This window comes from Agrobacterium tumefaciens, from assembly GCF_013337285.1.
GTDB lineage: Bacteria > Pseudomonadota > Alphaproteobacteria > Rhizobiales > Rhizobiaceae > Agrobacterium > Agrobacterium burrii.
This window is the reverse complement of record NZ_SUPW01000004.1, coordinates 100,874-114,317: the sequence shown is the minus strand read 5'-3', so window position 1 is coordinate 114,317 and position 13,444 is coordinate 100,874. Positions and strand designations below refer to the sequence as shown.

14 protein-coding genes are annotated in these 13,444 nt (G+C 59.2%); 7 read left to right on the top strand and 7 right to left on the bottom strand.

Annotated features, from left to right (window positions below; all coding sequences use genetic code 11):
- The first annotated feature begins 7 nt into the window (after positions 1-7).
- The 7 genes from phnE (FCH38_RS13390) (at position 8) to FCH38_RS13360 (ending at position 6,888) form a co-directional block, all read left to right on the top strand.
- Positions 8-994, top strand: a complete 987-nt coding sequence (phnE, locus tag FCH38_RS13390) for a phosphonate ABC transporter, permease protein PhnE (RefSeq protein ID WP_174374067.1) — start codon at positions 8-10, stop codon at positions 992-994.
- Entirely contained in the window at positions 994-2,343 is a 1,350-nt protein-coding gene (phnE, locus tag FCH38_RS13385; RefSeq protein ID WP_174374066.1) for a phosphonate ABC transporter, permease protein PhnE, read from the top strand. The genes phnE (FCH38_RS13390) and phnE (FCH38_RS13385) overlap by 1 nt, the downstream gene beginning before the upstream one ends.
- A 279-nt stretch (positions 2,344-2,622) precedes the next feature.
- Entirely contained in the window at positions 2,623-3,321 is a 699-nt protein-coding gene (locus tag FCH38_RS13380) for a DUF1045 domain-containing protein (RefSeq protein WP_174374065.1), read from the top strand.
- Positions 3,318-4,454: an alpha-D-ribose 1-methylphosphonate 5-triphosphate diphosphatase gene (locus tag FCH38_RS13375; RefSeq protein ID WP_149898252.1), complete on the top strand. Its 1,137-nt coding sequence runs from the start codon at positions 3,318-3,320 to the stop codon at positions 4,452-4,454. Before FCH38_RS13380 ends, FCH38_RS13375 begins: the two co-directional genes overlap by 4 nt.
- Positions 4,451-5,050, top strand: a complete 600-nt coding sequence (gene phnN, locus FCH38_RS13370) for a phosphonate metabolism protein/1,5-bisphosphokinase (PRPP-forming) PhnN (protein ID WP_174374064.1) — start codon at positions 4,451-4,453, stop codon at positions 5,048-5,050. Before FCH38_RS13375 ends, phnN begins: the two co-directional genes overlap by 4 nt.
- 87 nt (positions 5,051-5,137) lie before the next feature.
- Positions 5,138-6,178 (top strand): helix-turn-helix domain-containing protein, encoded by a 1,041-nt coding sequence (locus FCH38_RS13365; protein ID WP_149898251.1) that lies wholly within the window; start codon positions 5,138-5,140, stop codon positions 6,176-6,178.
- Between the two features lie 464 nt (positions 6,179-6,642).
- A complete protein-coding gene (locus tag FCH38_RS13360) occupies positions 6,643-6,888 on the top strand; it encodes a LuxR C-terminal-related transcriptional regulator (protein ID WP_046799167.1) in 246 nt (81 codons plus the stop codon).
- 223 nt (positions 6,889-7,111) lie between these two features.
- On the opposite strand, the gene FCH38_RS13355 is transcribed toward FCH38_RS13360, so the two are convergent.
- The 7 genes from FCH38_RS13355 to FCH38_RS13325 form a co-directional block, all read right to left on the bottom strand.
- Positions 7,112-8,101 carry an Ldh family oxidoreductase gene (locus FCH38_RS13355; protein ID WP_174374063.1) on the bottom strand — a complete coding sequence of 330 codons (990 nt, stop codon included), beginning with the start codon at positions 8,099-8,101 and terminating at the stop codon, positions 7,112-7,114.
- A 130-nt stretch (positions 8,102-8,231) separates the two neighbouring features.
- On the bottom strand, positions 8,232-9,158 hold the full coding sequence (locus FCH38_RS13350) for a TonB family protein (protein ID WP_174374062.1): 927 nt from the start codon (positions 9,156-9,158) through the stop codon (positions 8,232-8,234).
- Positions 9,155-9,640: a TonB system transport protein ExbD gene (exbD, locus tag FCH38_RS13345; protein WP_149898248.1), complete on the bottom strand. Its 486-nt coding sequence runs from the start codon at positions 9,638-9,640 to the stop codon at positions 9,155-9,157. Before exbD ends, FCH38_RS13350 begins: the two co-directional genes overlap by 4 nt.
- Before the next feature lie 6 nt (positions 9,641-9,646).
- The gene (gene exbB / locus FCH38_RS13340) at positions 9,647-10,855 is read right to left on the bottom strand and encodes a tonB-system energizer ExbB (protein ID WP_174374061.1); all 1,209 of its coding nucleotides are present in this window, start codon (positions 10,853-10,855) and stop codon (positions 9,647-9,649) included.
- 192 nt (positions 10,856-11,047) lie between these two features.
- Positions 11,048-11,785 carry a histidine utilization repressor gene (hutC, locus tag FCH38_RS13335; RefSeq protein ID WP_174374060.1) on the bottom strand — a complete coding sequence of 246 codons (738 nt, stop codon included), beginning with the start codon at positions 11,783-11,785 and terminating at the stop codon, positions 11,048-11,050.
- A 35-nt stretch (positions 11,786-11,820) separates the two neighbouring features.
- Positions 11,821-12,606 carry an ABC transporter ATP-binding protein gene (locus FCH38_RS13330; RefSeq protein WP_174374059.1) on the bottom strand — a complete coding sequence of 262 codons (786 nt, stop codon included), beginning with the start codon at positions 12,604-12,606 and terminating at the stop codon, positions 11,821-11,823.
- Entirely contained in the window at positions 12,606-13,379 is a 774-nt protein-coding gene (locus tag FCH38_RS13325) for an ABC transporter permease (RefSeq protein ID WP_149898245.1), read from the bottom strand. The genes FCH38_RS13330 and FCH38_RS13325 overlap by 1 nt, the downstream gene beginning before the upstream one ends.
- Positions 13,380-13,444 lie beyond the last annotated feature (65 nt).

Sequence of the window (13,444 nt, the reverse complement as noted above, 5' to 3'; positions counted from 1 at the left end):
AAGCGGCATGGCGACCACACTGCATCATGGCACCCCATCGACCAAGGGATTGAGCGCATCGTCCCAAACGGTCATGCGTCATTATCAACAGCAGCTTGCGACAAGGCGGATTTATACCGTCATTTCGCTCGTGATCTTCCTCGTCATCCTCGCCGCTTCACTGAATTTCGCCAACGCGGCCAATTCAGGCAAGTTTTTCGAGCGCCTGCCCTATTTCTTCGACTTCATGAAAACCTTCGTGCCGGACAGTCCGCTTGAAATCTTCCGGGCGATGTTCGACCTGCCGTCGCCCTATGCGAATGGTTCGCTGAAATATAACTACGTCGCGGATCGTGTTTACATCACCGACAGCTTTTACATCCCGCACTTCATCTATCAGCTGATCATCACGCTCAATATTGCGCTGGTCTCGACAATCATCGGCACCAGCTTTGCCTTCGTGCTCTGCTTCTTCGCCTCCACCAACCTCGTCGGCGCCGGTATCGTGCGCTGGGTCGTGCGCCGGGTCATGGAAGTCCTGCGGGCCTTTCCGGAAATCGTCGTTGCCGGGTTGCTGACCGCCATTCTCTCGATCGGTCCGATCGCCGCGATCATCGCGATTTCAGTCCACACGATCGGCGCTCTGGGCAAGCTGTTCTTCGAAGTGGTGGAAAATGCCGACATGAAGCCGGATGAAGGCCTTCGCGCGTCTGGCGCCAACTGGCTGGAGCGCGTTCGCTTCGCCATCGTGCCGCAGGTTCTGCCCAATTTCGTCTCCTACGCGCTGCTGCGCGCCGAAATCAACGTGCGCGCCTCCACCATCATCGGTGCGGTCGGCGGCGGCGGCATCGGCGAGGTGTTCCGGCTGTCGATCGGCAACGATCACGCCTCCAAGACCTATGCCATCATCATCCTGCTGCTGATCACCATCATCGCCGTCGACCAGTTTTCCAGCTGGCTGCGCCGCAGACTGATCGGCCATCAATCCTTCGAATTCGGACGGGGAGCGGCCTGATGTCCTCCAGCTTCATTCTCAACACTGCCGAGCGCGAAAGGCTGACGGCCGCGCATCCCGCGATTTTCAAACGCGGCTTCATGCAGCGTTATGGTCTGCTGGTCGGTATTCTCGCTGCCATCATTTATCTCATCAGCTGCTTTTTCTTCTTCAACGTCGGGCCGGCTTTCATGCAAGGCCGCTGGGATCGTGCCTCAAGCTATATTCAGGACTGGTATTCCTGGCGTGCCCAGCCGCGCCTGCGCTTCGAAGATGGCAAAGTAGCGCCGCAATGGTCGAGCCGCGGTCAATATCCGGTCGACTCAAAGATCGACTGGCTGCAGCCTCTTCCGGATGGCGGCTACAGCGTGGTTTATGCGGGCATGGAAAACCGCCTCGACGTGACGCCGACCCGGGTGGATGTCTATGTCGACGGCAAGAACTATCCCGTCATCATCAATGGCGAGCAGGCGCGGGCGCCTGAGGAACTACCGGAAGAAATTCAGCAGGACGGCAACAAGGTTCTCGTCCATTATGGTTTTGCCGGACAGGCGGAAATCCGCACCAGTCAGGTCTATGTACAGCGCCGTTTCCTCGGATGGGCAAACTTCCTGTTCGACACCAAGTCGGAATTCTGGGGCAAAGGCTATGGGGAACTCGCGGCTCTGGCGCTATGGGGAGAAAGGCTCGATCCCGAGCGCTCCAATATCAGCCATATGGGCGATGATTTCCTCGATAACAGCGTCTGGCAGCATGCCGATATTCTTTCCAAGCTGATGCAGACGCTGGTCATGGCCTTTGTTGGCACGCTGTTCGGCACGCTCGTTGCCCTGCCGCTCGCCTTCATCGCCGCCCGCAATATCACAGCCAACAGGGCCGCCAACTGGGGCATGAAACGCCTGTTCGACTTCCTGCGTTCGATCGACATGTTGATCTGGGCATTGTTCTTCACCCGCAGCTTCGGTCCCGGACCGATCCCCGGCATCGCCGCGATCTTCTTCACCGATACCGGAGCGCTCGGCAAGGTCTATGCCGAGGCGCTGGAGAATGTCGATGACAAGCAGCGCGAGGGCGTCAAATCGGTCGGTGCATCCCCGATTGCCGTCAATCGTTTCGGCGTGCTTCCGCAGGTCCTGCCGGTCTTCATTTCCCAGTCGCTTTATTTCTGGGAAAGCAACACCCGCTCCGCCACGATCATCGGTGCGGTGGGTGCGGGCGGTATCGGCCTGAAGCTGCTGGAAGCGATGGGTACCAATGCCGACTGGGACAAGGTTGCCTATATGGTTTTGCTCATCCTCTTCGTCGTTTTCCTGTTCGACCATATCTCCAATTCGCTGCGTTCGCGCCTGATCGGAAAAACGCAACACTAGGACATTAAGAGGGGCTGGATTGTGTGCGAAGGCCGTAACGGCTTTCCTTTCCCCGCCCGCTAAACCACCAGCCCAAAGACGGATTTTATCTCTGACGCATTCGCCCAGATGTCGGCCCCCAAGGTGCACTCGGGAGTTTAACCACATTTCGGATGTGCATTTTTCCGTATGCATCATCATTCTGTCACGGAAAGCGATTACCTCGCACTCCTGACCTTGCGGGAAGCGGGCGAGTCACGCCAAATAGCTTCTCATCCTTGGTTTCCATGACACTGAAGAGTGCTTGCCGTGCGCTACGCCATCTATTTTTCTCCGGCTAAAGATCATCCGCTGACTGAAGCAGCGTCGCGCTGGCTTGGGCGCAATGCATTTTCCGGTACGCTGCATGATGACCATGACGCCTATGCGGAAACGACGGAAGAACCCCGCCGTTACGGTTTCCACGCAACCCTGAAAGCCCCTTTCGAGCTTGCCGAAAAATACAGCGAGGCCGAGCTTCTCGCCGCTGTCGAAGGTTTTGCCGCAAGCCAGTCGGCCTTCGATATTCCGCGTGTCGTCGTTGGCGCTCTCGGGCCGTTTTTCGCGCTGATTCCAGACCGGACCTACCAGCCGCTGCAGGATTTTGCCGCCGAGATCGTCGACCATTTCGACCGGTTTCGCGCGCCTCTTTCCGAGACCGATATTGCCCGCCGGCGGCCACAAATGCTGACGGAAAGCCAGCGGCAGAATCTGTCGCTCTGGGGTTATCCGCATGTCATGGACGACTTCCGTTTTCACATGACGCTGACCGGCCGTATCAACGAGGGCGACCAGCCCGCCATGCATGAGGTGCTTTCGGCGCGTTTTGCCGAATTCGTCGATCAGCCTCTCACCATTTCCGGCCTCGCTTTGTTCATTGAAGAAACGCGCGGCGCGCCCTTTACCGTTCACCGCTGGCACCCGCTTGGCCAGCACCCAAAGAAAGATGCGAACCCATGACCGAGCACGCCCTGTCCAATGCCCGTATCGTTTTGGAAGACGATATTATTCTGGGATCCGTTCTGATCCGTGACGGCAAGATTGCTGATATCAGCGAAGGAGCCTCCAAAACCGGAGAAGATCTCGAAGGCGATTTTCTGATCCCGGGTCTGGTGGAACTGCATACCGACCATCTGGAACAGCACTACTCACCGCGCCCCGGCGTGATCTGGGATAAGATCGCCGCCATTCAGGCCCATGATGCACAGGTTGCGTCATCAGGCATCACCACCGTGTTCGATTGCCTGCGGCTCGGCTCGGACGAGGATGGCGGCTTCAAAAAGGGCGAGATGCGGGAAATGGCTGATGCCATCGAAGCGGCGGCGGATCAGAACCGTCTGCGCGCCGATCACCTGCTGCATCTGCGCTGTGAGGTCGCTTCCGCCGATGTGCTGGAACATTTCGAAGACTTCGAAACCGATCCGCGCGTGCGGCTGATTTCGCTGATGGATCACTCCCCGGGTCAGCGCCAGTTCCAGTCGATGGACCAATATATCTTCTATTATCAGAAGAAACGCGGATTGAGCGACGAGGCTTTTGCCGAGTTCGTGCGCCGGCGGCAGGCCGCATCGGCTGAATATTCCGCCAAGCACCGTGATTATCTGGCCGCCAGCTGCGCCAAGCGCGGCATCACCGTCGCAAGCCATGACGACGCCACCGAAGCACATGTGGGCGAAGCCATCGGCCACGGCGTGAAACTGGCGGAATTCCCCACCAGCGTCGAGGCTGCAAAAGCCTCGCACAGCGCCGGCATGAGTGTCTTGATGGGCGCTCCGAACATCGTTCGCGGCAAGTCCCACTCCGGCAACATCGCCGCCCGCGATCTCGCCGAAATCGGCGTGCTGGATGTTCTTTCTTCCGATTACGTGCCGTTCAGCCTGCTTTTCGCACCGTTCCTGCTCGCTGATCAGGTGGAAGCCATCACCCTGCCGGAAGCGCTCCGTATGGTCACTGTGACGCCAGCTCGGACGGTTGGTCTTCTTGATCGCGGCCGTATCGCGACGGGATTGCGGGCCGATCTGGTTCGGGTTCACCGCGAAGATGGCGTGCCCGTCACCCGCTCGGTCTGGCGTCAGGGCAAGCGCGTGGCATGACCGGCAACGGAGAAGACAGCCGGCGCGAGAAAACGCCTGGCACGATGATCGTGGTTGTCGGCCCGAGCGGGGCCGGCAAGGATACGCTGATGGACTATGCGGCAACGCAATTGTCCGGGCGGCCCGGCTTCCACTTCACCCGCCGGGTCATTACCCGCAGCGGTGATGCGGGCGGCGAAAATCACGATGCCGTTTCGATGCAGGAGTTCAACCGGCTGCAGGAAGAGGGCGCATTCGCCGTCTCCTGGCAGGCGCATGGGCTGAAATATGGCATTCCGGCTGCGGTCTATCGCCAGCTTGAGGCGGGAGACGTGGTCATCGCCAACGGCTCCCGCTCGGCCTTGCCTGAGTTCAGCTCCGCCTTTTCCCGCCTCAGGGTGGTGAACATCGTCGCCCGACCGGAGGTGCTGGCGCGGCGGCTGGAACAGCGCGGTCGGGAAAGCCGCGAGGATATTCTGCGGCGCCTGGAACGCAGCTCGCTTACCGTCGTCGGAGACTTTGACGTGACGACGGTCGATAATAGCGGCGCGATCGAAGATGCGGGCAAGACCATCATGCGGGTGCTGGAACAAAGCGCCGGCCCCGACCGATCTTAAAATCCCCGGCTTGGACTGCTCGACAAATGGCCGCGCAAAGCTTACCATCAGGCGACAATTTCCAAACATGGTACGCCAAGGCGAGGGATGCCCGAAAAGAGGGTCAGTGACGAGATAACTGTGGTGGCTGGTCTGGCCGCCGGCGTCAGCAACTATGCGCGGTCGCGGGGCATCGATATCGTCCCCATCTGTAAGGCTCTCGATATTGATCCCGCCACTTTCGACAGTCTGACAGAACGCATCAGCCTCGACAGATTATGCCGATTGCTCGAAACCTGCGCCTTGATTTCCGGTGACGATGCCTTTGGTCTGCAATGCGCCTCCGCCTTTCCGGCCGGCGCATCCGGCGCATTTGGTTACGGCCTGATCAGCGCGCCGACGGTGCGGGCTTTCCTGCGGTTTCTTCAGGACCACGTTTATTACGCGACCAACAACAGCAATTTCACCATGGTTGCGGATACCGCGCATGTAACGCTTTCGTGGTCCTTCGCGCCTGTTATCGCCAAGCGTGATCAATATGTGGATCTATCCCTGACAGTTCTGATCCAGCGCCTTCGCGATATTCTGGGTGAGCGCATCAATCAGGTCGAAATCGGTCTGGAGCGGCAGAAACCGAATAATATTCAGCTATTTAAAGAAAGAATGACCAAGCGGATCAGCTTCTCCCAGGCGATCCACACGATGCGTCTTCCTGTATCGCTCCTCGACGTGGCCAATCCAAACGCAGATGAGCGGCTGTTCGAACTGATGAACCTGCAATGCCGGATGCTGCGACCGGAAACATCAGCGGATGCAACACATTTCATCGATCAGGTAAAACGGTATATGCAGATGCGGCTGTCGGATGCGGAGCTTTCGCTTGGCGAAATCGCACCCTACTTCAATCTTTCCGAACGGAGTTTTCAGCGACGGCTTGCCGAACTTGGCACCAATCTCAACGAGATAAAAGACGCCATACGCAAAAATGCCGGCTTCAAGTTGCTGGTGGAAAGCGACCTTTCGGTTTCCGACATAAGCTATCGCTTGGGCTATTCGACGCCCGGTGCGTTTTCGCGTTCCGTTTCGCGCTGGTTTGGGGCAACGCCGACGGATATTCGCAAGAAACACGCGCATCATTCCGCCGAATAAGACAGATTTGCAGCACCAATATTTCGAAATTACACATTAAAATTCAGAATTATGTCGGCTTTTTCCGGCTCCTGTGCCGAAACATAACACTAAAAACGTAAAACTTGGCGCGAGATGTTATTCTATCGGCGCAGTATATCGCCTATTAGAGCGCCGCGTGGCCCTTCGGGTGTGACGGAAAACATTCCAAAGCTTTGAATCTGCACATTGTTCTGATCCAGAACCGAGCCCGGTTTTGCGAATATCAGTGTGGCAGCGTCATGCCCAGGAACAACGTCGATGCGGGGCCGACTGGCTGCGAAAGTAGCCGTTATTGCATATTCCTGATGCCAGATGAAACCTATTGGCGAAACTGACGTTTCCGTTCGCGTGCAGACAGAACGTTCGCGGGCGGCCCTCAGGGAACGAAATTATTACCTGATCGCACCGCCGGGAAGGTCAATCTCTTTTGAGGCAAAAAGAACATGTCTTTAAAAACGCCGCATGAACATCGCCAGACGCGCGAGATCGCCCTATCGGACCGGGAACGGCACTATCTGGGACTGGTGGCGCGGGGTAAACACCCCTCCCACATCGCCCTTGTGACCGGAGCGACCGAGGCAGAGGTGAAGGACGCGCTGGAAGTGGTGCGCAACCGGCTGGGTGCCACCAATCTGCTGAATGCCGTCAGCATTGCCCTGCTGCGCGGCCTGATCGAGCAGGATATCTAAGGCTTTTTCGCTCCAGAGGCTTATGTGGAAACGTCCCCTTCCCGTAAGCCGAAACCGGATGAGCGGCTTTATGCGTCAAAATCCCCTCATTTCGATGGCGGGATGGCGGACCAAAAGCGGACCGGAAATGATTTCCGGTCCATATCGACGCAAATGCAAAGCGGCCATAAACGGTTTGCCCGGCGGATCATCAGGTCCGCCGGGTTTTTCATTTTACAACTGTTTAAAGCGACTGGATTTCAGCGAGAATATCGCTTTCGACGACGATGCCGCTTTCCAGCGCCTGCCGGCGAACGCCCTGGCTACGGCGGCCGGGCAAACGCACATTCTCCTGCTTTTCTATCTCGCCGGCGATGAGCGCCAGTCGTTCAGTAAAGACTGCACCACCCGAGGATACGGGATCGATGGCGATAATCGTGTGGCCAAGTGACGGTGGTGCCCCCTTGTCATCCAGAAGGGAAGAGGCTTCGAACGCGAAATTTCCGCCGGTCAGCGCGGCAGCCATGATCTCCACCATCAGCGCCAGTGCGGCACCTTTCGCCTCGCCTGCGGGCACCATGGTTCCCTCGATGGCTTCTTCAGGGTCGGTCGTTGGCCGGCCGTTCCTGTCAAGCGCCCAGTCCCCCGGTATGGTCTCGCCCTTCTGACGGGCCGCCATGATCTTTCCGCGCGCGACCTTGGACAGAGCCAGATCGATCACCAGTGGATCGGCGTTGCCAACCGGGGTAGCGAATGCGATCGGATTGGTGCCATAGAGGGGTTTGTTGCCACCCCACGGGGCCATGGATGCCGGCGCGTTGGCGAACATCAGCGCGACAAGACCCATCTCGGCAAAACGTTCGACAGTTAATGCCATGACGCCGGCGTGATGGGAACGATGGATGGCGGCAAGTGCAATGCCCTGCTGTCGGGCCATTTCAGGCAACTGCTCCAGCGCGCAATCAATCGCCGGATAGGCATAGCCGTGGTTGGCGTCGATGGACAGGACACCCGGCTTGACGCGTGTCGCCACCGGCCGCGCCTTGCCATCAACTTTTCCCACCCGCGCCTGGCGGACATAAACGGGGATACGGCGAAAACCGTGGCCGCTCTGGCCTGCCGCTTCGGATGCGACGAGCGCCTTCGCCACTGAGCGGGCGTTCTGCGGCAGAACGCCGTTGCGCTCAAAGATAGAGGAGACGAGATCCTCCGCCTCTGCGATTGAGAATTTCATTCCGGAATGCCTCTGCTTGGTAACGTCGACAAAGACCTACACCATCGAAAACATTCGCGAAATCTTATTCACGCGCAAACGGATCGGCGCGTGAGGAATAGTGGACATGTCCATTTGATTTAAGCGGGTTCTAGCGGATGCTGATCGGCAGCGTGATCGTCTTGCTTGCGTCCGGAGGCGGAGCAGGCACGGGTGACGCGCTCTGGATCCAGGCCGCAATCTGCTGGTCGATTGAGGAATCGCCGGTGGACTGGACCACGCTGACCCCGCTGATCGCGCCTGCATCATTGACCCTGAATCGCACCGTTGCCGTCATTGCATCACTGCGAAGCGAACGTGGCTTGCGCCGCTGGATATGGGAACGAACCTTCGATCCCCACTTCGCCGGTGAGGCGGAAGACGAAGAAAAGAAACCGGCGTTGTTGCGCGATGCCGCTGTCCTGTCGGACTGCTGCGCCTCGGCCTTCGCCGTTTCGCGCAATTCCGATGCCTGCTGCGGTTTGGGGCGTTGGCGCTCGACCTTCTTTTTCTCTTCCGGTTCTTTCTTTTCGACCTTCTTTTCAACGGGCGGCGGTGGCGGCCGAATGACAGGCAAGGGAACCTCGATATTTTCGAGTTCCGCCATCATCTGTTCCTGCACGGGGTCGATCTGCTCCACCGGCTCAGGAATTTCCTGCGGCTCGACAATCTCCTCAACCGGCGGTTCCGGCGGCTGCACGGGTTCCGGCGGCGGCGTTTCCGCAACCGGCTCCGGTGGCGGCAGCTCCTCCGGAGTAGGTTCCTCCATCGGCTGGCTGTTGTCGCTTTTTACCTCTTCGGCGTCCTCGACATCCTGCGCCGGCGTCGTTTCTTCGGTGTTGACGGCTTCCGGTATCGCCGCCATTTCGATCATGATCGCGGCTGGCGGCGGCCCGCCGGCATCGAGTTCTTCCGGTTCCTGCATCAGATAATAGGCAAAACCGGCATGAACGCTCAGCATGAGCAGCGCCGCGGCGGACCACAGCGTCACTTCCCCCAGACGGGAATGTCGGGACTGCGGGTAGCCGTTTTCAGTCATGGCGCGGTTCCTGGCGCCGTCGGCGCGGCAGGTTGGGCGGCATTGGCGGGCGACGACGCCGCACCGACATTTTCCAGACCCACCAGGGCGATCTTCAGGTAACCGGCATCCCTGAGCAGGTTCATGATTTCCATGAAGTGACCGTAGTCAACGGCCTTGTCGGCGCGCAGGAAAATGCGCGTATCCTTCTTGCCGCCCGTCTGCCTGTCGATTGCGGCTGCCAGCGCTTCCCGGGCAACGACATCATTGCCGAGGTTGAGTGAAAGATCGTCCTTGACCGTCAGATAAAGCGGTTCTTCCGGACGCTCCGCCGGCTTGGCGGTGGATGCGGGGAGATCGACATTCACATCCACCGTGGCCAACGGCGCAGCCACCATGAAGATGATGAGCAGAACCAGCATCACGTCGATGAAGGGCGTAACGTTGATTTCGTGGTTTTCGGAGAGATCGTCTCCGCTATTTTCGCGAATACCGCCAGCCATGACCGATCACCGTCCTACCAGCGACACTGCGGGCTTGCTGGTGCTGCCCGGCGGAATGCGGCGAAAATCGAGATCGCGGCTGACGAGGCGCTCCACGCCAGCGGCGGCATCCGCCAGCAGATGACGGTAACCGGTGATGGAGCGGGCAAAGACGTTGTAGATCACCACCGCCGGAATAGCGGCAACGAGGCCGATGGCGGTGGCGAGCAGCGCCTCGGCAATGCCCGGCGCCACGACGGCGAGGTTTGTGGTCTGCGATTCCGAAATGCTGATGAAGGAGTTCATGATGCCCCAGACCGTACCGAACAGGCCGACGAAAGGAGCGGTGGAACCGATCGTCGCCAGAGCACCGGTTCCGCGCGACATGCGGCGACCCGCGTGGGTTTCAATACGCGACAGCGCCGAGGAGACACGCTCCTTGATGCCACCGCCGTCCGTGTGTTCGACCACCGCATCGGAAAGCTGCATTTCATGGGTTGCCATGCGCAGCATGAGTGCAGCCGGTCCGCCCTTGTTTTCGACGGCATCGGTCGCTTCAGTCAGGGTTTTTGCCCGGCGAATGACCTTGAGCGTTGCACCGGCGCGCACCCGCGCACCCGCAAGCTCGATAGACTTCGCCACCCAGACCGTCCAGGTGACGAGCGACGCAAAGGCAAGGCCGATCATCACGCCCTTCACGACCCAGTCTGCAGCCATGAACATGCCCCATGGCGACAGGTTGTGCGGGATATCCGCACGATGTTCGGCGCTGGTGGGTTGGGCACTAGCGGGTTGGGCGCTGGTGGGCTCGGGGCTGACCGGCTCTACCGGAGTGGAGACTTCGTTCGGCGCAAGTGTTCCGTTCGCCTGAGGCGGCTGCTCGGTCTGCGTCGGCTGCGGCGCAGCACCTTCAGTTGCGGACTGAAGAGGCGCGGGCTGGTTCGATGGTGATTGGGCGGGTGCGGCAGCCGGCTGTTCCGGTGCGGTTGCGGACGGCGGCGTGACAGACTGGAGTGCCGGAGCGCTTGGCGTCGCGGGCGTTTCCACCGGCGGCTGGGCGGGCTGAACCGTTTCCACCTGAGGTGCAGGCTGGGCCTGGGGTTCGGATACTGTCTGAGCTAAAACCGCGCCGGCACTCAGCCCGGCCAGCAGGGTAACTGCCGCAGCAAGGGAAACGTGCCGTGTTTTGTTTGCCCTGTTGAAGGATGCGGAAGAAGTGAAGGTCTCAGCTGACATAATTTTTATCCCGGATTCCGTCGATGAACTCATCCGCAGATTGGCCGGTTCCTGAAAGCCGGGGTCATGAACGGATGCCGTCGTGAAAGCTTGACGTTCCGATAATAAACCTGAGTTCTTTTGACAACTATTATATTATCAAAAGACGACCCGTAAACTCTTCTTTACAAAAAAGTGACCGCTCGGGTGGCTTCAGGTGTTTTGCGAAGGCGAAAATTGCGCCACTAGGGCATGCCGGTCGCCGGGATAGGTCACCCTAACGCTCGTAACATAGTCCGTCCCGTGCCAGGTGCGGCGATCTATGACCAGACAGGCCGCACCGGATGCGATGCCCAGCGCCACCGCATTCTTGCGATCGGCGGAGACAGCACTGATGCGATGTTCGGCAGCACTCCAGGGCACCATCTTCAACAGCCAGGTGCCCGGACCGGTCTGCGAAAAATCCGCAACTTCCCCCTCCGGGACGGCAGTGACATTTATAATGCGTTCTTCAAGGCAAAAGGGAACGCCGCCGGCAAAATGCGTGCAGGTGAGTTCCAGCACACGGGCATCGGCGGCAAGCGCCATTGCCGCACCGTCTTTTTCACCCGCGGGGCGCAGACGTCGCTTGTCGAGACGGTATCCGTAAACGAGGCCGAGCGCCTGAACTTCCCGCTCGATATCATGGATTTCCAGCACGGCCGATTGCGCATGGGGCTGGCGAACGAAGGTGCCGAGGCGTCGGCGTCTTTCGATCAGGCCACGCTGCACCAACTCACCCAACGCCTTGTTCACCGTCATGCGCGAACAGGCATATTGCCGGGTCATCTCGTGTTCGAAGGGAATACGGTATCCCGGCGGCCATTCGCCCGACATGATGTGGCGCTCGACATCGTTGCGGATGCGCTCGTGCAGTGATTTCTCCTGAAGATCGGCACCTGTACTCCTCATCCCGATGCTTCTCTCCTCCCGGTTCGCTGGATCAACTATCCATGAGCAGCGGCGGCGATCGCCTCGCTGCGAATTTCCTCCGTCAGCTTCGCGCGCAGCTGCGAAAATTCCGGGCTGGCCTTGACGGTGTAGTGACGCGGATGCGGCAGGTCGACCGTCGTGATCGACTTGATGCGGCCCGGCCTTGCGGACATGGTCACCACACGCGACGCCATGAAGACCGCTTCTTCGATGTCATGGGTGACGAAAATGACGGTCTTCTGCTCACGCTCCCAGATGCCGAGCAGCAATTCCTGCATCAGCCCGCGCGTCTGATTGTCGAGCGCGCCGAAAGGCTCATCGAGCAGCAGGATTTTCGGGCCGTTCGCCAGGGCGCGGGCAATCGCCGTTCTCTGCTGCATGCCGCCGGACAGCTGTTTCGGCCAATGGTTCTCGAAACCGTTGAGGCCGACCTTATCGATATAACTATCAACGATCTCCCATTTTTCCTTTTCGGCCACGCCACGTTCGCGAAGGCCGAAGGCGACGTTTTGGCGGATCGTCAGCCAGGGAAACAGCGTGTAGGACTGGAATACCATACCGCGATCCGCTCCCGGTCCGGTCACCGCCCGGCCCGACAGCAGAACCTCGCCGGTCGTCGGACGATCAAGCCCGGCGATGATGCGCAGCAAAGTCGATTTTCCGCAGCCCGACGGGCCGAGAATGGTAACAAAATCGTTGCGCGGGATTTCCAGATTGGTCGGCTGCAAAGCCAGCGTCGGCTGCCCGCCCTGCACGCCCGGAAAGGTGCGGCTGACGCCCTTGATAACGAGTTCTTTCATCAGGCAAGCCTCCAGGCGAAAAGCTTCCGGTTCAGCGATTTGAACGCGAAATCGGAAATGAGGCCGATAACACCGATGACGATGATGCCGAAGATGATCTGCCCGGTCGCCATCAGCGCCTGACTGTTGATGATCATATAACCGATGCCAGAGGAAGCACCGATGAGTTCGGCGACGATGACATAGGTCCAGGCCCAGCCAAGAACGAGGCGGAGAATTTCGGCAATGTCAGGCGCATTGGCGGGAATGAGGACACGGCGAACGACACCCCGGTCTTTTGCGCCGAGTGTATAGGCGGCCTCCACCAGATCACGCCGCGTGCCGGCAACCGCCACGGCCACCATCAGGATGATCTGGAAGACCGCGCCGATGAAGATCACCAGCAGTTTCTGCATTTCGCCGATACCGGCCCAGAGAATAAGCAGCGGTATGAAGGCGGACGCGGGAAGGTAGCGTGCGAAGGATACGAAGGGCTCGAGCAACGCTTCGATCGGCTTATACGCCCCCATGGCGATGCCAAGCGGCACGGCGACGAGCGATGCCAGCACAAAACCGCCAACGACACGCCAGATCGTCATGCCGATATCGCCGGCAAAGCCCTGATCGGTCAGCAGATAGATGCCGTCTTTCAGCATGGTGATGGGGTCGGCCAGAAAGGTCGGCGATACGAAGCCGCCCAGCGTGGCAAGGCCCCAGGCGGAGAAAAACAGCACGAAGAACAGAATGCCGAGGGCAATTCTCGTACTGTTCCTGATGGGTTGAAGAGGTTGCATTCTGTCGCCTGTCTGGGAGAATTGGCGCGGCAACTGCGCCGCGCCCTCAAAGCGCCTTCACGCCT